Consider the following 21,010-nt stretch of genomic DNA (forward strand, 5'->3'; position numbering starts at 1 on the left):
GTCAGATCCGCACGAGGACTTCGTCGAGGGGCTTGCGCTGCAGGTCGGGCACCACGCAGTCGTCGGCCGGGTAGCCCACCGGGATCACCGCGAACGCCTTTTCGTTGCGGGGGCGGCCGAGCAGTTCGCCGAGGAAGCGCATCGGCGACGGCGTGTGCGTCAGCGCCGCGAGGCCCGCCACCTGCAACGCCGTGAGCAGCATGCCGACCGCGATGCCCACGGACTCGTCGACGTAGTAGTGCTTGCGGACCCCGCCGTCCTCGTCGAGGGTGAACCGCTGCTGGAACACGACGATCAGGTAGGGCGCGTCCGTCAGGTGCGGCTTCACCGCGTCCGTCCCGAGCGGCCGGAGCGCGTCGAGCCACTGGTCGCCGAGCCGGCCTTCGTAGGAAATTCGTTCTTCCGCTTCGGCGGCTTCGCGGATCCGGCGGCGCACCGCGGGGTCGGTGACGAGGACGAACGTCCACGGCTGCTGGTGCGCCCCGCTCGGCGCGGTGGAGGCCACCGCGATCGCGTCGAGCACCGCGCGCTCGGGAACCGGGTCGGGGGAGAACATCCGCACCGAACGCCGCGCCTCCATCCGCTGCCGCAGCGCGGCGGCCCGGGCGAGGGCTTCGTCGTCGGGCAGCCGGGCGGGCCGGTAGGGGACCGGGTGGTAGCTCATGCCGGAATTGTGGGGCCGAACGCGAATGCGGCAGCAGGGCCGAACGTACGATTCGCGGGGTTATGCGTCCGATTTACGGACGGTAAGGTGATCCTTGCTTCGGGAATTGCCCTGAACGGCGCAAGGAAACTGGGCCGTCCGGACCTGTCGCGGGCCGTGATCCCGTCATTACCCTCCAGTAGCAGGCAGTGGTGCCGATCACACTCGTTCCGGGAGGCTGCATGGCGTCGCGCGTCCGAGGACCCGGCTCCGAAGACCGGCGCGAACTGCGGATCCGGCACCTCACCGGCTGCCTTCCCTGCACGCTCACCTGCGCGTACTGCGGGCTGCCGGTGCGGCTCGCCGGGCGGGGCGACCACCCCGGCTACGGCGTGGTCGAAGAAGTGACCGGTGAACTCGTGCTGCTGCACCGGTTCTGCCGCAGCGCGCTCGGCCGCTGCCGGACGCGGGGGTGCGTGCTGCGGCGCGCCCACCTCGGCCGCGCGACCGAGCAGTACGAAACCGGCCGGCGGCCCGGGCGCTACCAGCGCCTCGGCGTCCGGCGCTCGTCCGACCTCGATCTGTACCGGAAGCACTGGCGGATCGCGAAGATGCGGTACGCGTGCAAGGCGTGCCGGTACTACACCGGCTCGCACTGAGCCGGTCCTTCCATCACGACGCGGAGGACTCGTGCTCGTTCGTCTCATTCTCGGCCTGCTCATGACGGTCGTCGGCCTCGCCGTCGCCGGCAAGCGCGTGGCCTTCCTGTACCGGCTGATCAAGGCCGGCCAGCCGGACACCAAGCGGTCGAACGACCTCGGTGCCCGGGTCTTCGCGCAGGTGCGCGAGGTCTTCGGCCAGCGCAAGCTTCTCAAGTGGTCGGTGCCCGGCCTGGCGCACTTCTTCACGTTCTGGGGCTTCGTGATCCTCGCTTCGGTGTACCTCGAGGCCTACGGCGCGCTGTTCGACGAGAAGTTCGCCATCCCGTGGATCGGCCACTGGGCGGTGCTCGGCTTCCTGCAGGACTTCATCGCCGTCGCCGTGGCCGTCTCGCTCGGGGTGTTCGCGCTCATCCGGATCCGGCAGGCGCCGCAGCGCAAGGACCGCGCGTCCCGGTTCTACGGCTCGCACACCGGCGGCGCGTGGCTGATCCTCTTCATGATCTTCAACGTCGTCTGGACGATGTTCTTCTTCCGCGGCGCGTCTTCGGCGTCCGGCAACTTCCCCTACGACAACGGCGCGTACGTCTCCCTCGGCGTCGGCAACCTGCTGCGGCCGCTCGGGCACCCGACGACCGAGGTGCTGGAGACGGTCGGCCTGCTGCTGCACATCGGCGTCATGCTGGTGTTCCTGTCGATCGTGCTGTACTCCAAGCACCTGCACATCTTCGTGGCGCCGATCAACGTCTCGGCGAAGCGGCTCCCGGACGGGCTCGGCCCGCTGCTGCCGATGGAGTCCGGCGGCAAGCCGATCGACTTCGAGGACCCGGGCGAGGACGACACGTTCGGCCGCGGCAAGATCCACGACTTCACGTGGAAGGGGATGCTCGACTTCGCCACGTGCACCGAATGCGGCCGCTGCCAGTCGCAGTGCCCGGCGTGGAACACCGGGAAGCCGCTGTCGCCCAAGCTCGTCATCATGAACCTGCGCGACAACATGTTCGAGGAGGCGCCCTACATCATCGCGGGCAAGGAGCACGACGACGGCCGTCCGCTGGTCGGGCCCGAGGACGACGGCGGCGTCATCGACCCGGACGTGCTGTGGTCGTGCACGACCTGCGGCGCGTGCGTCGAGCAGTGCCCGGTGGACATCGAGCACGTCGACCACATCGTCGACATGCGCCGCTACCAGGTGATGATCGAGTCGGCGTTCCCGACGGAGCTGGGCGGGCTGTTCAAGAACCTGGAGACCAAGGGCAACCCGTGGGGCCAGAACAACTCGGAGCGGCTCGCCTGGACGAAGGACCTGGGCTTCGACGTCCCGGTGTTCGACGGCGAGCTGGCCGAGGACGTCGAATACGTGTACTGGGTCGGCTGCGCGGGCGCGTTCGACGACCAGGCCCGCAAAACCGTCCGCGCCACGGCGGAGCTGCTGCACATCGCCGGGGTGAAGTACGTGGTGCTGGGCAAGGAGGAGTCCTGCACCGGTGATCCGGCGCGCCGCGCGGGCAACGAGTTCCTCTTCCAGATGATGGCCCAGCAGACGGCCGAGACGCTGAACGCGGTGTTCGAGGGCCGCGAGCCCCGGCTGCGCAAGATCGTCACGACGTGCCCGCACTGCCTGAACACGCTGGGCCGCGAATACCCCCAGCTGGACGGGCACTACGAGGTGGTCCACCACACGCAGCTGCTCAACCGCCTGGTCCGCGGCGGGCAGCTGACCCCGGTCAAGCCGGTGGAGGAGGGCCCGAAGGTCACCTACCACGACCCGTGTTACCTCGGGCGTCACAACAAGGTCTACACCCCGCCGCGCGAGCTGGTCGGCGCGACCGGCGCAGAGCTGACCGAGATGCCCCGCCACGCGGACCGCGCACTGTGCTGCGGCGCGGGCGGCGCCCGCATGTGGATGGAGGAACAGATCGGCAAGCGCATCAACCTGGAGCGCGTGGACGAGGCGATCGCCACGGAGGCGGAGACGATCGTGACGGGCTGCCCGTTCTGCCGCGTGATGCTGACGGATGGGCTGGTGCAGCGGCAGAGCGAGCAGAAGGCGGGGAACGTGGATGTCCGTGATGTGGCTCAGCTGCTGTTGGAACGGGTGAAGGCCGCGGACACGTCGGCGCCGAAGGTGTGACCGGCTATAACTGATCGACAGCCTTGATCGTCGCGCAGAACCCTTCGATGGCGGCGAGGTCCTGGTGCGGGACCTCTTCGCCGGAGAAGTGCATGAGTTCGTTGCGGATGTTCTTCGCCTTCGTGAGGAGGTCCAGGAAGGTATCGTGATCGAGCGGCCAGCCGAGCAATTCGAACGTGGCGCGGTCGCTGAAGATCCTGACGTAGTTGCCGAACGTCGGGTTGCCGTTCGCCCACTTGGGTACGGCTTTGTCGAGTATCTCCTCGGGCACGCAGCGCTTGGTGTTACGGCGAAGCCGTAGTTCAGCTTCTTCCAGAAGAGAGAACGGCCGGGCGAGTGTGCCGAACTGGAGGGCGAGATCGTTGGCCGTCACGATGCCGATGAGCTTCTGCCGGTCTTCTCCCCGGACGAAGACGTACCCGTGGCGGTAGATCTCGTCGATCTGGGCGAACAGCTCGTCGTCGAAGTCGATCACCCGGACCTGGGTCGTCGCGTCCTGCAATGTCGGTTCGGGCTTGGACAGGCGAGCGCGGCCGATGGATTCCCAGCTGACTGCCCCGGCATAGGAGCCGTTCTCGTCGAGGACCGCCAGCTGGGAATAGTTCTTGGCCAGCATGAGGGTCACCGCCGCGGCGAGTGGCTTCCCGAGGGTGATGCTTTCGATGGCCGGTTCGTCCGGCAGGATCGCGCGCACCATCCACTTGGTGGGCAGATCGTCCAGCGTCTCGACTTCGGGTGGATCCTGCTCCCGGTCCGTCGCTGTCGGCTCGATGGCTATCGGGAGCAATTCGACTACCGCGTCCATCCGGGCTGTGGTCAACGCCGGCGTCGTTGAGATTCCGTGTTCGGCCAGCTCCGTCTGGACTGCCTCCAATGAGGTCGCGGTCCGCCGCCGGTAACCCCACAGCGACAGCAGGTTGCGGACAGTGAGCTTCACGGGTGCGGTGCCGGCCTCGACAGCTTCCCACAGGTCTGCACGAGTTGCGTCCGGATTGAGGTTCGCAGAAGCGTGCTGCCAGCCTGGGTCCTTCCGCCCCGCCGCGATCTCCTCGATTCGCCGTACCGCATCGTGCCTGCTCAGGCGGCAGACGGTGAGCAGGGATCCGAGGCTGCCACGCAGGTCCGGTTCGAACTCCTGGGGGTCGACGTCGGTCCTGATCCAGCGAACCGGCCGAGTGTGCCGGCAGTCCGGCGTCGATTCGGGCCGATGGCGGTATGGTCCCGTGATCTCCCCGATGGCGAACTGCCGCACGTTCTTGAGCGGCATGACGATGAAATCGCCCTCGCTCATCTCTCGGTAGAATCGCCACAGTTGCCCGGCCCAGTTGCCGATCACGTAGTTGGACCGTTGGGGGTACAGCAAGCGGAGCTCCGCCTTCAACGCCTCGCGGGTGTCGAACCGGCTCAGCTCGGAAACGCCGCCCCAGCCGACGATCGTAAGCCCCTCGGCGAGAGACTCCTGGTCGCGTTCACCTCGTCGTCCCGCGCGGACTTGCCATGCTGACTTCATTGTTCTCCCGGGTCCCCGAACCATGAGCAGGCTCACGCACTGAGTCGGTCGCGGAACGGCGATTGTCGCTTGACCCCGGGTGGATTCACCCGTTCGCCGCATATTTCCCGACTCGCCTGTGCCTCGGTGGCCGGTCCGGGGTTGTCCGTCGCGGATTCGGGATGGTGCGCCGGTCAAGACGCGCCTGGCCCTCCGTCAACCATCCACAGCGGACGCGACCACAGTGGACGGTTCGGCCGGAGCCTTCTGCCCCAGCTGCGCCGTCGGCACCCGGTACGTCTCACGGGCCGTCGCCGCGGCGATCGCCGCCACCACGCAGACCGCCGCCGTGAAGGTCGCGACGCCCAGCCAGTCTCCCTTGCCCGAGCCGATCGCCGCCACCACGCTCGGGGCGAAACCCGCCACCGCGAAGCCGATCTGGGTGCCGATCGCCATGCCGGACAGGCGGACCCGGGCGCTGAACATCTCGCCGTACAGGGCCGGCCAGACGCCGTTGACCCCGGAGTACGCCACGCCGAACAGCACGATGCCCAGCACGAACAGCAGTGCGTACGAGCCGATCGAAATCGACCACAGGTACGGGAAGATCAGCACGCCGCAGGCCAGGCAGCCGGTGATGAACACCGGTTTGCGCCCGATGCGGTCGGCGAGGCCGGCCAGCAGGGGGATCGCCGCCAGCGCGACGACGTTGGCCAGCACGCCGACCCAGAGCATCGGGGTGCGGGCCAGGCCGATCGTGTTGACCGCGTAGCTCAGGGCGTACACCGTGAAAATGGTGCTCACCGAGGCGATCGTCGCCGCGGCGATCACGCGCAGGACGTCCGCCCAGTGGTGGCGGAACAGGTCCGCGACCGGGAGCTTGGCGACGTCGGTGCGTGCGAACACCGGCGTTTCGTCGAGCTTGCGCCGGATCACGAAGCCGACGAGCACGACCAGCGCGCTGCCCCAGAACGGCAGTCGCCAGCCCCAGGCCAGCAACTGGTCCTGCGGGAGGGCGGCGACCGGCAGGAAGATCGCCGTCGCGAGGATCTGGCCGGCCTGGGTGCCGCTCAGGGTGAAGCTGGTGAAGTACGCGCGCCGGTGTTCCGGGGCGTGCTCCAGCGACATCGAGTTCGCGCCCGCCTGCTCGCCGGCCGCGGACAGTCCTTGCAGCAGCCGGAGGGCGACCAGCAGTACCGGGGCCAGGACGCCGACGCTCGCGTACGTGGGCAGGCAGCCGACGCAGAACGTCGAGAAACCCATGAGCAGCAGGGTGAAGACGAGCACGCGCTTGCGGCCGAACCGGTCGCCGACGTGGCCGAGGACGAACGCGCCGACCGGCCGGGCCAGGTAGCCGACGCCGAAGGTGGCCAGGGCCAGCAGGGTCCCGGTGGCGGGGGCGGAGGCCGGGAAGAACACCTTGCCGAACACGAGCGCGGCGGCGGTGCCGTAGATGAAGAAGTCGTAGTACTCGAGCGCGCTGCCGATCCAGGCGGCCAGCGCCGCCTTGCGGGGCATCGATCCGGTCACGGGCACGATCTCCTGACGTCCGTGCTTCGTTGCGCAGAGTTCGGCGGAGAAGCAATGTACGGTCTAGTTAGTTAATAAAGACTGCGAGACCGGGGCGCCGGGTGTCAAGAGATCCTTTTCGCCGGGGGAGCGCGGGGCTCAGCGTGCGGTCAGGTAGGTGACCAGCAGGGTGCCCAGCATCGCGCGGTAGTGCTCCCGGCGGTCCGGGTCCAGCATGTCGCGGCCGAAGATCGCCTTGAACGTGTGCCGGTTCGCCAGCCGGAACACGCAGAACGAGCTGATGACCATGTGGACGTCGAGCGCGTCGACGTCCTCGCGGAACAGGCCGGCCTGCCGGCCCCGCTCGAGGATCCGCGTGATCCCGCCGAGGGCCGGGTCGGCCAGTCCGGCCAGGATCTCCGACTGCGACAGGTGTTCCGCGTGGTGGATGTTCTCGATGCTGACCAGCCGGATGAAGTCCGGGTTCGCCTCGTGGTGGTCGAAGGTCAGCGCGGCCAGTTGCCGCAGCGCGTCCGCCGGCTCGAGGTGCTCGACGTCGAGCTGCTGCTCCGAGGCCCGGAGCGCGGAGTACGCCCGCTCCAGCACGGCGATGTAGAGCTGCTCCTTGCCGCCGAAGTAGTAGTAGATCATCCGCTTGGTGGTGCTGGTGCGGGCGGCGATCTCGTCGACCCGGGCGCCGGTGTAGCCCTTGTCCGCGAACTCCCGCGTGGCCACCGCGAGGATGTCGGCGCGCGTGCGGTCCTTGTCGCGCTGGCGCTCGGCCTCCGACGATGGTGCGGCCACCGGGCTCCCTCCGCTGCAGGTGAACGGCCCCACTTTAGCCCAGGGCTTCCACGGCGACGGTCGCCACGCTAACGTGAACGTACTAGTTCGTACATTAATGACGGAGAGGCGCGGCGTGACCAGCTACCTGATCGGGCTCGTCGGCACGGGCATCGGGCCGTCCGCCAGCCCGGCCCTGCACGAACGCGAGGCCGACGAGCTCGGCCTGCGCTACGTCTACCGGCTGCTGGACCTCGAGGTGCTGGGCCGTCCGGTCGCCGACGTCCTCGCGGCGGCCCGCCTCGCCGGGTTCGACGGCCTCAACGTCACCCACCCGGCCAAGCAGGCGGTCCTGCCGCACCTGGACGAGCTGTCGCCGGAAGCCGCCGCGCTCGGCGCGGTCAACACGGTCGTCTTCCGCCACGGCCACGCGACCGGCCACAACACCGACGCGACCGGGTTCGCCCGCAGCCTCGGCCGCGGCCTGCCCGACGCCCCGATGGACGACGTCCTCCTGCTCGGCGCCGGGGGAGCGGGCGCGGCGGTCGCGCACGCGCTGCTCTCGCTCGGCACCGGGCGGCTCACCGTCCACGACGTTGACGGCCGCCGGAGCGCCCGCCTGGTCCAGGCACTCACGCGAAGGTTCGGCGAGGGACGCGCGAGGACCGGCGACCTGACGGCCCTCCGGCGGGCCGACGGGCTGGTGCACGCCACCCCGACCGGGATGGCCGCCCACCCCGGCTCGCCGGTGCCCGTCGAGCTGCTACACGGAGACCTGTGGGTCGCCGACATCGTCTACCGCCCGCTGGAGACCGCCCTGCTGGCCGCCGCGCGCGCCCGCGGCTGCCGGGTGCTGCACGGCGGCGGCATGGTCGTGCTGCAGGCGGCCGAGTCGTTCCGGCTGTTCACCGGCGCCGAGCCCGACCCGGCGCGGATGCTGCGCCACTTCGACGCCCTCGACGGGGAGGCCGCCCGTGCCGCCTGAACCCCGCACCGCGATCGCCACCGTCTGCCTGTCCGGGACCCTGGAGGACAAGCTCGCCGCGGCCGCCGCGGCGGGGTTCGACGGCGTCGAGCTCTTCGAGAACGACCTGGTCGTTTCCCCGTCGAGCCCGGCCGAGATCCGCCGCCGCTGCGCCGACCTCGGCCTCTCGATCGACCTCTACCAGCCGTTCCGCGACTTCGAAGCCGTCCCGCCGGAGCGGCACGCGGCCAACCTCCGCCGGGCGGCGCGCAAGTTCGACGTCATGGCCGAACTCGGCGCGGACACCATCCTGGTCTGCTCGTCGGTCGCCCCGGAGGCGATCGACGACGACGAACTGGCCGCCGACCAGCTGCGCGCCCTCGCCGACCTCGCGGCCGCGCGCGGGATGCGGGTCGCCTACGAAGCGCTGGCGTGGGGCCGGCACGTCAGCGGGTACGAGCACGCCTGGCGCATCGTCCGCCGCGCCGCGCACCCCGCGCTCGGCGTCTGCCTGGACAGCTTCCACATCCTCTCGAAGGGCCACGACCCGGCGGCGATCCGGGCGATCCCCGGCGAGAAGATCTTCTTCCTGCAACTCGCCGACGCCCCGAAGCTGCCGATGGACGTGCTGCCGTGGAGCCGGCACCACCGGCTCTTCCCCGGCCAGGGCGAGTTCGACCTGACGGCGTTCACCGGGCACGTGCTCGCCGCGGGCTACCGCGGGCCGCTCTCCCTGGAAGTCTTCAACGACGTGTTCCGCCAGGCCGACCCGCGCCCGGCCGCGGTCGACGCGCTGCGGTCGCTGCGGTGGCTGCAGGAGTCACTGGGCGTGCTGGACCTGCCGGCCGCCCCGGCGCTGGCCGGGCACGCGTTCGCCGAGGTCGTGACCGATCCGGGCGCGGGCGGGGTGCTGGCGTCCCTCGGGTTCGCGCGCACCGGTGTCCACCGCACCAAGCCGGTCGAGCTCTGGGAGCAGGGCGAAGCCCGGGTGGTGGTCAACGAAGGCGGTGGCGCGCACGGCGCCGTCGGGGCGGTGGCGCTGGTGAGCACCGACCCGGTCCGCTCGGCCCGCCGCGCGGAGGCGCTGGGCGCGCCGGTCCTGCCGCGGGTGCGCGGTCCGCGGGAGGCGGACCTGGCGTCGGTCGAGGCGCCGGACGGCACCCAGGTGTTCCTGTGCGGGGACGACTGGCGCGACGACTTCGTGCCGACCGGGGAAACCGCCGCCGGCGCCGGGGTTTTCGGAATCGATCACGTGGCGCTCACGCAGCCCTTCGACCACTTCGAGGAGGCGGCGCTGTTCTACCGCTCGGTGTTCGGCCTGACGCCGTCGTCGGTGACGGAGTTCGCGGCGCCGTTCGGGCTGGTGCGCAGCCGCTCGGTGGCGGCGGGGGAGGTCCGGCTGACGCTGGAGGCCGCGGTGGTCCGCCGCGGCGAATGGGCGCCGGCGGTGCCCGAACCGCAGCACGTGGCCTTCGCCTGCGGGGACGCACTGGCCGCGGCCGCGGCGATGCGGGCGGCGGGCGCACCGCTGCTGGACATCCCGGGCAACTACTACGACGACCTCGAAGCCCGGCTGGACCTGCCGCCGGAGCGGCTGGCCGCGCTGCGGGCGCACTCGGTGCTCTACGACCGGGACGACGAAGGCGAGTTGCTGCACTTCTACACCGCGCTGGCCGGAGCGCGGGTGTTCTTCGAGGTGGTGCAGCGCATCGGCGGCTACCGGGGCTTCGGGGTGGCCGGCGCGCCCGTGCGGATGGCCGCGCACCGCGCCCGCCGACATGCGGCGCCACCGGCGAAAACGCCGGCCTGAGCACGTTCACCGCCCCGGGAAGTCTTTCCCGGGGCGGTTTTCGTTGCGGCACGGCACGGCGGGCGCGCCGGATTCCGGTGTCCCTGCGGTGAAAAACGTCCGGGACACCTTCCTATTCGGACGACTTCTGGCGCACCCCGCCCGGCTGGGGTAACCGCCCGGCTACTCCCCGCATGCGTTTACAACGTTCCGGCAACCGCCTTGACACCGCCTGTGGTACGTACCACTCTAACCCCAACATTGGTCTACACCATTTGGGGCGCCCGGCCGCGGTGGCCGGGCATGGAAAGGACGGCATCGAGTGAAACGCTGGCTCAAGCTGGCGGCGGGCGCCGCCGCACTCACGCTCGCGACCGCGGGCTGCGCGGGCTCCGGCGGCTCGGACACCGCGGCCTCGTCGAGCGGCGCTCCGGCGCAGCTCAGCGGCACGGTCACGGTCTGGCTGATGACGGGTTCCGCGCCGACCACGCTGACCGACGCGCTCAACAAGGAGTTCGAGGCCGCGCACCCCGGCGTCAAGGTCAAGTACGAAATCCAGCAGTGGGACGGCATCCAGCAGAAGCTGACCACCGCGCTGGCCAGCGGCGCGCCGCCGGACGTCATCGAGATCGGCAACACGCAGACCGCCGCGTTCGCCTCGCAGGACGGCGTGCTGACCGACCTGACCGCCGACAAGGACAGCTTCAACGGCTCGCAGTGGCTGAAGGGCCTCGCGGACTCCGGCACCTACGACGGCAAGACCTACGGCGTCCCGTTCTACGCGGCCAACCGTGAGGTCATCTACCGCAAGGACATGTTCGAGCAGGCGGGCATCGCCAAGCCGCCGACGTCGAACGACGAGTGGATCGACGCGATCGGCAAGCTGAAGACCAAGTTCGGCTCCGACCCCGACTTCCAGGCGCTCTACATGCCGGGCCAGAACTGGTACGCGCTGCTGTCGTTCATCTGGGACAACGGCGGGGACATCGCCAAGGCCGACGGCAAGAACTACAAGGCCACCCTCGACACCCCGGAGGCCAAGGCCGGCCTGGAGTTCTACAAGAAGCTGGTCGACACCTCCGGCACCAAGGCGCCCAAGGACGCCGACGAGGCCAAGCCGCAGCAGGCGACGGTCTACGGTGCCGGCAAGGTGGCCATGATGATCGGCCTCCCGTGGGAGCTGGCGACCGCCGCCAAGACCGACGCGAGCCTGACCGGCAAGACCGGCGCCTTCGCCATCCCGAGCAAGACCGCCGGCCAGAGCGCCCCGGTCTTCCTGGGCGGCTCCAACCTGGCCATCCCGGCCAACAGCAAGAACGTGGCCGCGGCCAAGGAGTACATCAAGCTGCTCTCCAGCCCGAAGTACCAGAGCCAGCTCGCCGCCGCCGGCGTCGTGCCCGGCACGTCGACCGACCTCACCGGCCTGGACAAGGACCCGATGGGCAGCGTGATGGCCAAGGCCTCCACCAACGGCAAGGCCGTGCCGGCCAGCCCGAAGTGGGGTGACGTGGAGTCCGGCCAGAACCCGGTCAAGGACATGCTGACCGCGTACCTGACCGGCAAGAAGCCGCTCGACCAGGCGACCGCCGACGCCAACGCAGCGCTGAACAAGCTCATCGGCGGATGACCGCGACCGCGAATGTGACGATGCCGGCGGGGGCGACCCCGCCGGCATCGCCGCGCGACGCCCGGGTCGGCAAGCGCAGGCGGGGCCGGTTCGGCGACCGGCTGCTCCCGTACCTGCTCCTGCTGCCGGCGTTGGCGGCCATCCTGGTGCTGCTCGCCTGGCCGCTGGTCCAGGTGCTGGCGATCAGCTTCCGCAAGCTCGACATCGGCCAGCTCGTCTCCGGCAAGATGATCTGGATCGGGTTCGACAACTACACGAACACCCTCTCCGACCCCGAGTTCTGGACGGTCACCGTCCGGACCCTGGTCTTCACCGCCGCCATCGTGGCCGCCACCATCCTCGGCGGGCTGCTGCTGGCCGTGCTCATGCGCCACCTCGACCCGGTCGTGCGGATCATCGTGCAGGTGACGCTGGTGCTGGCCTGGGCCACGCCGGTGATCGCCACGACCACGGTGTTCCAGTGGATCTTCGACCAGCAGTACGGCATCCTCAACAAGACGCTGGACCGGCTGGGCTTCCACTCCTTCATCGGGTTCTCGTGGTTCTCCAGCGGCGCCAGCACGCTCACCGTGATCGGGCTGCTCATCGTGTGGCAGGCCGTCCCGTTCGTGACGTTCTCGCTGTACGCGGGCATCATCGGGGTCCCGCGCGAGCAGTACGAGGCCGCGGGCATCGACGGTGCGAGCGCGTGGCAGACGTTCCGCGCGGTCACCTGGCCCGCGATCCGGCCGATCACCACCATGGTGACGTTCCTGTCCGTGCTGTGGGACTTCAACGCCTTCGCCCAGATCTGGGCGATCCGCGAGGGCGGGCCCGACGGCGGGAGCACCACGCTGGCCGTCGTCCTCTACCTCAAGGGCATCGCGGGCAACCACTTCGGCGCGGCGGGCGCGATCGCGACGCTGATGCTGATCGTGCTGGCGCTCATCACCGGCCGGTACATCCAGCTGCTCGTCCGGACCCCGGAAGGTGGTCTCAAGTGAGGAAATCGCTGCCGCAGCGGATCGCGCTGTCGGTCGTCGGCGTCCTGGTCGCGCTGGCGATCGTCTTCCCGACGTACTGGATGTTCGTCACGTCGCTGAGGTCGCCCGGCGAGATCCTGTCGCCGAAGTACGACCTGATCCCGACGTCGTTCTCGTTCGGCAACTTCGCCACCGCGCTCGGCAAGGACAACTTCCCGACCTACCTGATGAACAGCCTGATCGTCACGGTCGGGTCGGTGCTGTGCGCGCTGGTCGCCGGGACGCTGGCGGCGATCCCGCTGTCCCGCCTGCGGTTCACCGGCCGCCGGGGCTTCCTGGTGCTGGTCATGGTGGCGCAGCTGGCCCCGGTGTCGGCGCTGTTCATCCCGCTGTTCCTGCTGATGCGGGACGCCGGGTTGCTCAACACGCTGCCGTCGCTGCTGCTGATCTACTTCGCCACCACGCTGCCGTTCACGGTGTGGATGCTCTACGGCTTCGTCAACGGGATCCCGTACGAGCTGGAAGAGGCCGCGATGATCGACGGCTGCAGCCAGACCGGGGCGTTCCGCCGGGTGACGTTGCCGCTGCTCGGGCCGGGCCTGGTGACCACCTCGGTGTTCAGCTTCATCACCGCGTGGAACGAGTACCTGTTCGCGCTCGTCTTCATCCAGGACAAGCCGAAGGAGACGCTGCCGGTGTGGCTGGCGTCGTTCCGCACCGCGTTCGCCACCGACTGGGGCGGCGTCATGGCCGCGTCGGTCATCTACGCGATCCCGGCGCTGATCTTCTTCCTGCTCGTGCAACGCAAGCTGGTGTCCGGTGCGACCGCCGGCGCCGTGAAGGGGTAGCCCGTTGTCCACGTCCGAGACGCAGTCCTCGCCCGAGAAGCTCGCCGAAGCCGTCCTCCTGCCCGGGTTCGCCGGGACGACCGCGCCGGACTGGCTGCGCCGCCGGGTCGCCGACGGCCTCGGCGGGGTGGTGCTGTTCGGCCGCAACGTCGTCGACGACGAGCAGGTCGCCGCGTTGACCGCGCAGCTGCGCGGCGAGCGCGACGGCGTGGTGGTCGGCATCGACGAGGAAGGTGGCGACGTCACCCGCCTCGACGTGAACACCGGGTCGTTCGTGCCGGGCCCGCTCGCGCTGGGCGCGGCCGACGACCCGGAGCTGACGACGGCCGTCGCCGCCGCGCTCGGCGAGCGGCTGGCCGCCTGCGGCGTCACGGTGAACCTCGCGCCCTGCGCGGACCTGACCCTGGCCGCCGAGGACCCGATCATCGGCGTCCGGGCGTTCGGGTCCGACCCGGTGAAGGCGTCCCCGCACGTCGCGGCGTACGTGACGGGGTTGCAGAAGTACGGCGTCGCGGCGTGCGCGAAGCACTTCCCGGGCCACGGCGCGGCGACCGAGGATTCGCACGTGGCGCTGCCCGTGCTGCCGCGCACGCTGGAAGAGCTGCACGAGATCGAGCTGGTCCCGTTCGCCGCGGCGATCCGGGCCGGGGTGCGTTCGGTGATGTCGGGCCACCTGGTCGTGCGGGCCTGGGGCGACGAGCCGGCCACGCTCAACCGGACCGCGCTCACCGACGTCCTGCGCGGCGAGCTCGGCTTCACCGGCGCGGTGATCACCGACGCGCTGGAGATGGGCGCGGTGTCCGGGGCGTACGGACGCCACGACGGCCTCGGCCGCTCGGCGGTGCGGGCGCTGGCCGCGGGCGCGGACGCGCTCTGCCTCGGCGGCGCGGCCTTCGAGGCCGAGCACCTGGACGCGTGCGTGACGGCGATCGTGGCCGCGGTCGCGGCGGGGGAGCTCCCGCCGGACCGGCTGGCGGAGGCGGCCGCGCGGACGGCGGCGCTGGGCACCGACCCGGCACCGGCTTCGGTGGGGCCGGTCGACCGGCGGCTCGGCCTGGAGGCGGCCCGCCAGGCGCTGCGGGTGCAGGGCGAGCCGCGCCTCGACGGCCCGCCGCTGGTCGTCGACGTCCAGACGGAGCCGACCATCGCGGCCGGGCCGATGCCGTGGGGCCTCGGCGCGCACCTGGCCGCACTGGTGCCGGGCACCCGGGCGATGACCGCGACGCCGGACGACGCCGCCGCGGTGCTGGCCGCGGCGCGGGACTTCCGCAGCGTCGTCGTGGTGACGCGGGAGGCGCACCGGCACCCGCGCGTGCGGGAGCTGCTGGCCGCTCTGTCCACTGTGGAGTACATCCGGGTGGAAACCGGCGTGCCGGGCCCGTCCGGCGACGGCCCGCGGATCGACACGTTCAGCGGCTCCTGGGTCAGTTTGCGCGCCGCCGCGGAATACCTGGCCTGAAGGCGGACGAAACCCCGCGACATCGCGGGGTTTCGTCCGCTTTGCCGTATCTCCAGAAAGCCCGGCCGCGCTTTGTACGGACCTTGTACCGGCGGTCCCCATGCTGTCCTCACACCGAAAAACTGGAGGACGGAAGAATGAACATGGGGATCGTGAAGCGGCTGGCCGGGGTGGCCGGCATCGCCGCGGCGATCGCGGTCGTCGGGGCGAGCCCGGCCTTCGCGGCGTCGGGCACGGTGCACACCGACTCGGGCGCCGCGCTGACCGTGCGGGCCACCCCGAGCACGAGCGGGGCCTCGGCCGGCTCCATCGCCGACGGCACCGCGGTGACCATCAGCTGCCAGACCAACGGGTCCACGGTCGACGGCAAGTACGGCACCTCGGACATCTGGGACAAGGTGGGTGACGGCTACGTCAGCGACGCCTACGTCTACACCGGCTCCGACGGCCGGGTCGCCCCGGACTGCGCGGGCTCGACGCTGACCTGCTCGACCGCGGGCACCGGCGACTCGAAGACCTGCGCGCAGGCGGTGGCCTACGCCAAGACCCGGATCCACACGGGCGACCTCGACTCCTACGAGGGCTGGTGCGACCGGATCAACGCGCAGAACTACGGCTGGCCCGCCTCGGGCTCGGAGACGGCCTACATCCACTGGACGCAGATCCCGGCGTCGTTCAAGCACCCGGGTGACTACCAGGTCCCGGCCGGCGGGCTCGCCTTCTTCAAGAGCAGCGGTGCCGGGCACACGATGATCTCGATCGGCGGCGGCAAGTTCCTGTCGAACGACATCAACGGCTACGGCAGCTACACCGAGACGACCATCGCGCAGATCAAGAGCAAGTGGGGCCAGACCTACCTCGGCTGGTCGCAGCCGTGGTTCAAGGTGAACCACTGACCTTCGCCGCACCGCGCACGGGCCCCTGTCCGCCTCCCGCGGACCGGGGCCCGTCGCCGTCAGTCCACAAGGGACTGTCGCGGTCAGACCTTCATGATCCGGTGGGCCGGCTCCGCCAGGTAGGTGAGCAGGTTCGCGGGCCGGTACGGCGGGTGCATCCGTTCGCTGCGGTCCACCACGCAGGACCCCGCGAACTCCGTGGCCGGGTCCACGCCGCCGATGACGCGGTCCGCCGAGCCGAAGTACCGGAAGAACCGGTTGAGCGAATCGTGCAGGTCGCCGAGTTCGTCGCGGGCGGCCAGGTGCGCGAAGGCGTCCGGCTCGAACACCAGGCCGCACTGCTCGGCGCGGTCCACCATCCACCGCAGGGCGAGGTTCGACAGAGCCGGCTGCCGGTAGCCGCCCCCGACGTCGGAATGGGCGCCGGCGAACCAGACCTGTTCGCGGATCCGGTCACCCCCGGCCGTCGACGGCTCCCACACCGCCGGGCTGAACGACTTCCGGTGCTCGTCCACCGCCAGCGCCTGGAACGCCGACTGCACGATCGAGGTCAGCTTCATGTCGTGGAACTGCCAGCGTTTGTTCAGCAGGTGCAGCAGCCGGCCGCCGCTGAGCGGGATGCCCAGCGCCCCGACGGTGTCCCAAACGCCGACGAACCGGATCGGGGTCTGGTCTTCGCGGGCGTACGTCGCCCGGAAGTCGCGGGCCCGCGGGCTGTCCGGGCCGGAGGTGTCACGGTCGCGGTCGCGGTAGAGCCCGTAGGCCTCCTCGAGGCGGCCGGCCTCGTCGGGGCGCAGGACCCCGCAGTTGCGGATGAACCCTACGGTGCTGCGCGCGGTGTAGGCACCGCGGCTGAAGCCGAAGAAGAACAGTTCGTCACCGGGTTCGTAGTTGTCGACGACGAACCGGTAGGCGTCCTGCACCTTTTTGGACAGTCCCACGCCGAACGCCCCGCCGGTGAGGTGGTCCCACAGCTTCCCGGTGCCGACGCCTTCGCGGTAGTACACCCGCTGTTCGGTACCGGCCGCGTCGGCGGGCGCGACCGCCCGCTGGAGCTGGCCGACGTTGGTCGGAGCCGGCTGGCGCAGGGTGTTCCAGGTCCCGTCGCAGCAGATCACCAGACGTTTCGGCATGCTTCCTCCCACCTCCGGACGCTCGTGAGTCGCCCGGACCGGGTGCCGCGTTACGCCCGTCGGTCACCCGCACGGTGGCGTTCCCCGGCTCGGGGAGCGCCACCCGGCGGGTGGTTTCCCGGTGCGCGGCCGGACAGCGGCAGGGCCAGCAGCTCCGAACGGCCCGGCGTGAGGGAGCCGACCGGCTGCCAGCCCCACCGGCGGTACATCGCGTGCGCCGGGGCGGCCATCGACGCGGCCAGCACCGCGAACGGCTCGGGCCGCGCGCCGAGCAGCCGGTCGAGCAGGTCCCGGCCGAGGCCGCGCCCGCGCAGCCCCGGCCGGACGGCGAGTTCGTAGACGTAGAACACCGGGTGCCGGGCCAGCCGGGCCGGGGCGGCGGCGGTGGCCCGCGGGTGCCACCAGCCCGCCTCGCGGCCGACCCCGTAGGCGAACCCGGCCAGGACCCCGCCGTGGCGGACGGTGGTCACCGCGAACCCGGGGAGGAGCGCGTGCCGCGACACGGTCTCGCGGAACCGGGCCGTTTCGGGTTCGCCTTCCCCGTACGGCGGTTCGCGGTAGACGTCGAGGTAGAGCTCGCCGAGCTCGGCCCAGTCAGGCATCCGTGGTCTCCCGGGTCGCGGCCGGCTCCGGAACCGCCCTCAGCCCCGCGAGCACGACCACGGCCAGCATGCAGGATCCGGCCAGCACCAGCCAGGGCAGCTGCGGGCCGGCCCCCAGCAAGGCGGTGAACGTCACCGGCGCCAGGACCCGGGCCACCCCCCACAGCAGTTCCTCCAGTCCGAGGTACCGGCCGCGCAGGTGGGGTGGCGCCAGTGCGACGGTGAGCGCGCTGCTGGTCGGGGCCTGCAGCAGCTCGGCCGCGGTGAACACGGCGGTGGCGACGGTCAGCACGGCGAACACCGGCAGCGGTGCGGCGAGCGGCGCGACCGCGAACAGCAGGAAGGCGGCCGCCCACACCGCCGCCGCCACCTGCAGGGTCCGGGGCTTGCCGAAGCGTTCCACGCGCCGGGCCACGACCGTCTGCGCGAGGACCACGAGGACCGTGTTGAGGGCGAACAGCACCCCCGGCTGCCACGCTAGCAGCCGCAGCGTGTCGAGCACGTACGCGCTGAGCAGGACCGTCAAGGCCAGATCGCACAGGGCGAAGACGAACACCGTCACGAGCACCCGCCGGAACGCGCGGTCGGCGAGCACGGCCCGGTACCCCCGGCGACGCGCGACTACACGGACGGTCCGGGGTGGATCGGTCCGGGGTGGATCGGTCTGGGGTGGATCGGTTCGGGGTGGATCGGTCCGGCCACCCCGCCAGGCCGCGACCAGGGCCGCGGCGAGGAGGAAGCTGGCCGCGTTCAGCACGACGATCGTGGTGTAGCCGCCGGCGATGACGAGCGCACTGCCCGCCAGCCCCCCGAGCCCGATGCCGACGTTGCGCAGCGTCCGTTCCATCGCGTACCAGCGGGCACGCTGGCCGTCGTCGGCGACCTGGGCGACCAGCGCCCCGGACGCCGGCCAGAAGAGCCCTTCGCCCCAGAACGTCAGCGCGGCCAGCACCACCAATTGCCCCAGCGACCCGGCGAAGACGTACCCGGTGAAGGTCGCCACCCGCAGTGCGTTGGCGGCGACCACGATCCGCCGCGGGCCGAAGCGGTCCACCAGCGGGCCGGCCAACGGCCCGGCGGGCAGGGCCAGCAGCGCCGCGGCGGAGAGGGCGGCGCCGACGGCGGTCAGCGGGATCCCCTTGGCCGCGTGGAAGTACACGACGGCGAACGGGAGGAACAGGCCCGTGCCGAGCGCGTCGACTCCCTGCGCCGCGACCAGCGGCAGGCGGCCCCGGGTCCGGGGCAGCCCGAGCAGTTCGGTGACGGCCATCGGAGGCTCCTCAGGCGTGGGGGAGCGGGAAGACGTTCAGCCGCTCTTCGGGCAGGGGTTCGGCGCGCCAGCCGAGGTCGACCGCGGCGCGCCGGATCCGGCCGTCGCCCCAGTACGGGAACCCGGCCGGGAAGTTCGAGACCAGGCCCGGCACGAGCGTGTGCGCGGCGTGGAATCCGGCGGCCTCGACGTCCCGGGTGGTGAGGTCGACGCTGAGCACCTCGAACCCGCGTGCCTCAACGCGTTCCTGGTAGGCCTTGAGCCGCCGCTCGCCCAGCGCGGGCAGGCCCTCCCAGCCCCGCACCGGCAGGTTGCGCACCCACGGCGCCACCCGGGCCGCGGCTCGCGGGTCGAGGTAGATCTGCTGCTGGCACAGCAGGTCCACGACGTCGGCGAAGTCCTCGCGGTAGGAGTCGAGGTAGCGACGGTCGGCGCGGTAGGGCTTGAGGTTGCCCAGGTGCGGCAGGTCGGCCTGCATCGCGCCCAGCTCCCGTTCGTCGTCGAGGGCGAGGCAGGTGTGCTGCAGGGTGAACCCTTCGGCGAGCGCCTTCTTGGCCGCTTCGAACGCGTCGGGCCGGGTCGCGAACCCGATCGACAGCCAGCGCCGGGTCCGGTCGAACACCGCGGCGGCGACGATCGGGACGGCGAACTCGTTGTCCAGCGGGATGAGCGTGATGTCGTAGGTGTCCGCGGTGTCGGCGACCAGGGCCCGGATCTCCGCCGGGACCGGCAGCCGGCGCAGCCGGGGCGTGTTGGCCCACCAGAGCATGGTCGTGTCGCGCTCCAGCACCTCTTCGAGGCCCGAAGTGACGGCGTGCTCCACGCTGGTGCCGCCGGCGAGCCCGGCGATCAGCGGGTCGGTGAACCGGGCGCCGGTGGGCTCGGCCTCGGTCGAGACGAGACAGGCCGGCACCCAGACCGGCTCCTTGGTCGTGTGCGAAAAGCCCTCCACCCACGCGCATTCGGCGTCGGTGGTGAGTGGCGCGAACGGGAAGCCCGCGGCCCGGTACTGGCGTGGCGAGTAGAGGTTCAGGCGGCGCGGGTCGAGCGCCGGGACGCCGTCGCGGCGCAGCCGGTCGTAACTGGCGTGGCGGATCGGGCGGTCCGGCCCGAGCCAGCTGCCGCAGTAGCGTTCCACGGCCTCGCCGATCGCGGAGTCGCGGGCGAGCTCGAAGTCGTGCCAGGAAGTGCCGAACGCCTGGCGGTCGTTGGGCCAGTCGACCACCCGCCGCATGTCGGCGACGTCGACCGCGCACACCTTCAGCCGGGCGGGCATGCCCGGGGCGGCGGGCAGTTCGTGGACCGCGGTGACGATCCCCGTGCGGTCGTCGACGAGCAGGTCGGGCCGCGGTCCGTGCGCCACCACCGGCCGGGGCCGGTCGGGCACGGGCAGCACGGGCCGGGGGAGCGCGGTCAGCCGGACGGGATCGAGTTCGAGTTCTCCGGTGGTCGTCTCGGCGGGCGCACCGGCGATCCAGCGTTCGAGCTGCACGGCGAGCGCGGTGAGCAGCCAGCGGGTTTCCCCGGGCCGGAACCGCGGGCCGGGCGGGGCGCCGGCGGCCGCGAACGCGTCGAGCACGCGGGGGTCGATGGCGGCGGACCGGCGGCGGGCGAGCGCGTCGGTGAAGTCGGGGCCGGTGCCGGGGGTGACCGCGGGCCCGGCGATCCCCTGGCCGCGTTCACAGCGGAAGGGGAGGAAACGCACCCCGCGGTCCACGCAGAACGCCTCCAGCGCGGTGAGTTCGGCATACGCCGGGTGGGTGAACGCGGCGACGACGACGGTGTCCGCCGGATCCGCCGGGAGGGGGTGGCCGAGCCCGGCGAGCGGGGCGATCCGCGCGTAGCCGGACGGGGCCAGGACGTCCGCGAGCGGGCCGGTCAGTTCGGCCGCCCCGGCGAGCAGCACCGTCGTGGCGGCGAGACGCCGGGCCGCGGCCTCCTCGTCTTGCCCCGCGCGCAGGCAGCCGTCCGCCTCGAGGACGTCGAGCACCTCCGCGTAGTCGGGGTTCATCCCGGCCAGCAGTTCCTCGCGGGTGCGGGTGCCGTCGCACCGGCCGAGCCACGCCCGGAACTCCGAAACCGGGGCGGTGATGGAGAACTGGCCGCCGTTGGGCGTGATGAGCAGGCACAGCCCGGGTTCGAGGTCGTGGAGCTCGATCCCGGTCAGCTGCGGGCGCACGTCGTCATGCATGGCAAATCCCTCGGTCGAAAACGGGCCGGACATGGCCGTGCCGCGGCCCCGG

Annotated in this window: 17 protein-coding genes; 9 read left to right on the top strand and 8 right to left on the bottom strand. The window is 71.3% G+C overall.

Going from position 1 to position 21,010, the window contains the following annotated elements; genetic code table 11:
- Position 1: 1 nt before the first annotated feature.
- Positions 2–664, bottom strand: a complete 663-nt coding sequence (locus ACLJOU_RS09485) for a nitroreductase family protein (RefSeq protein WP_410565251.1) — start codon at positions 662–664, stop codon at positions 2–4.
- A gap of 221 nt (positions 665–885) precedes the next feature.
- Here ACLJOU_RS09485 and ACLJOU_RS09490 point away from each other — a divergent pair, with 221 nt between their 5' ends.
- Together ACLJOU_RS09490 and ACLJOU_RS09495 are read left to right on the top strand one after the other, a co-directional pair.
- Positions 886–1,302: a hypothetical protein gene (locus ACLJOU_RS09490; protein ID WP_410565253.1), complete on the top strand. Its 417-nt coding sequence runs from the start codon at positions 886–888 to the stop codon at positions 1,300–1,302.
- A gap of 31 nt (positions 1,303–1,333) precedes the next feature.
- A complete protein-coding gene (locus tag ACLJOU_RS09495) occupies positions 1,334–3,436 on the top strand; it encodes a (Fe-S)-binding protein (protein WP_410565255.1) in 2,103 nt (700 codons plus the stop codon).
- A 4-nt stretch (positions 3,437–3,440) separates the two neighbouring features.
- Here ACLJOU_RS09495 and ACLJOU_RS09500 read toward each other — a convergent pair whose 3' ends face one another.
- The 3 genes from ACLJOU_RS09500 to ACLJOU_RS09510 all read right to left on the bottom strand — a co-directional run bounded on the left by ACLJOU_RS09500 (position 3,441) and on the right by ACLJOU_RS09510 (position 7,238).
- Entirely contained in the window at positions 3,441–4,946 is a 1,506-nt protein-coding gene (locus ACLJOU_RS09500; RefSeq protein ID WP_410565258.1) for a CBS domain-containing protein, read from the bottom strand.
- 195 nt (positions 4,947–5,141) lie between these two features.
- Complete coding sequence (locus tag ACLJOU_RS09505) at positions 5,142–6,455, bottom strand: MFS transporter (protein WP_410565261.1); 1,314 nt, start codon at positions 6,453–6,455, stop codon at positions 5,142–5,144.
- Between the two features lie 138 nt (positions 6,456–6,593).
- Positions 6,594–7,238, bottom strand: coding sequence for a TetR/AcrR family transcriptional regulator (locus ACLJOU_RS09510; RefSeq protein WP_410565263.1), 645 nt, complete (start codon positions 7,236–7,238; stop codon positions 6,594–6,596).
- Between the two features lie 115 nt (positions 7,239–7,353).
- On the opposite strand from ACLJOU_RS09510, the gene ACLJOU_RS09515 reads away from it, so the two are divergent.
- The 7 genes from ACLJOU_RS09515 (at position 7,354) to ACLJOU_RS09545 (ending at position 15,762) form a co-directional block, all read left to right on the top strand.
- On the top strand, positions 7,354–8,202 hold the full coding sequence (locus ACLJOU_RS09515) for a shikimate dehydrogenase (RefSeq protein WP_410565264.1): 849 nt from the start codon (positions 7,354–7,356) through the stop codon (positions 8,200–8,202).
- Positions 8,192–9,991, top strand: coding sequence for a TIM barrel protein (locus ACLJOU_RS09520; protein WP_410565268.1), 1,800 nt, complete (start codon positions 8,192–8,194; stop codon positions 9,989–9,991). The genes ACLJOU_RS09515 and ACLJOU_RS09520 overlap by 11 nt, the downstream gene beginning before the upstream one ends.
- Before the next feature lie 301 nt (positions 9,992–10,292).
- Positions 10,293–11,597, top strand: a complete 1,305-nt coding sequence (locus tag ACLJOU_RS09525; protein WP_410565269.1) for a sugar ABC transporter substrate-binding protein — start codon at positions 10,293–10,295, stop codon at positions 11,595–11,597.
- Positions 11,594–12,580: a carbohydrate ABC transporter permease gene (locus ACLJOU_RS09530; RefSeq protein WP_410565272.1), complete on the top strand. Its 987-nt coding sequence runs from the start codon at positions 11,594–11,596 to the stop codon at positions 12,578–12,580. The genes ACLJOU_RS09525 and ACLJOU_RS09530 overlap by 4 nt, the downstream gene beginning before the upstream one ends.
- Positions 12,577–13,407, top strand: coding sequence for a carbohydrate ABC transporter permease (locus ACLJOU_RS09535; protein WP_410565274.1), 831 nt, complete (start codon positions 12,577–12,579; stop codon positions 13,405–13,407). Before ACLJOU_RS09530 ends, ACLJOU_RS09535 begins: the two co-directional genes overlap by 4 nt.
- A 4-nt stretch (positions 13,408–13,411) precedes the next feature.
- Positions 13,412–14,866, top strand: coding sequence for a glycoside hydrolase family 3 protein (locus ACLJOU_RS09540; RefSeq protein ID WP_410565276.1), 1,455 nt, complete (start codon positions 13,412–13,414; stop codon positions 14,864–14,866).
- Between the two features lie 137 nt (positions 14,867–15,003).
- Entirely contained in the window at positions 15,004–15,762 is a 759-nt protein-coding gene (locus ACLJOU_RS09545; RefSeq protein WP_410565279.1) for a hypothetical protein, read from the top strand.
- Positions 15,763–15,845: 83 nt separating this feature from the next.
- Here the strand turns inward: ACLJOU_RS09545 and ACLJOU_RS09550 are convergent, their stop codons facing one another.
- The 4 genes from ACLJOU_RS09550 to ACLJOU_RS09565 are packed head-to-tail and all read right to left on the bottom strand — an operon-like array spanning position 15,846 to position 20,958.
- Positions 15,846–16,895: a DUF2235 domain-containing protein gene (locus ACLJOU_RS09550; RefSeq protein WP_410565280.1), complete on the bottom strand. Its 1,050-nt coding sequence runs from the start codon at positions 16,893–16,895 to the stop codon at positions 15,846–15,848.
- 50 nt (positions 16,896–16,945) lie between these two features.
- Positions 16,946–17,497: a GNAT family N-acetyltransferase gene (locus ACLJOU_RS09555; RefSeq protein WP_410565282.1), complete on the bottom strand. Its 552-nt coding sequence runs from the start codon at positions 17,495–17,497 to the stop codon at positions 16,946–16,948.
- Entirely contained in the window at positions 17,490–18,767 is a 1,278-nt protein-coding gene (locus ACLJOU_RS09560; protein WP_410565284.1) for an MFS transporter, read from the bottom strand. The genes ACLJOU_RS09555 and ACLJOU_RS09560 overlap by 8 nt, the downstream gene beginning before the upstream one ends.
- A gap of 10 nt (positions 18,768–18,777) precedes the next feature.
- Complete coding sequence (locus ACLJOU_RS09565; RefSeq protein ID WP_410565286.1) at positions 18,778–20,958, bottom strand: YcaO-like family protein; 2,181 nt, start codon at positions 20,956–20,958, stop codon at positions 18,778–18,780.
- Positions 20,959–21,010: the final 52 nt, after the last annotated feature.

Origin of the sequence: Amycolatopsis sp. cmx-4-61 (assembly GCF_046548775.1) — a bacterium.
GTDB lineage: Bacteria > Actinomycetota > Actinomycetes > Mycobacteriales > Pseudonocardiaceae > Amycolatopsis.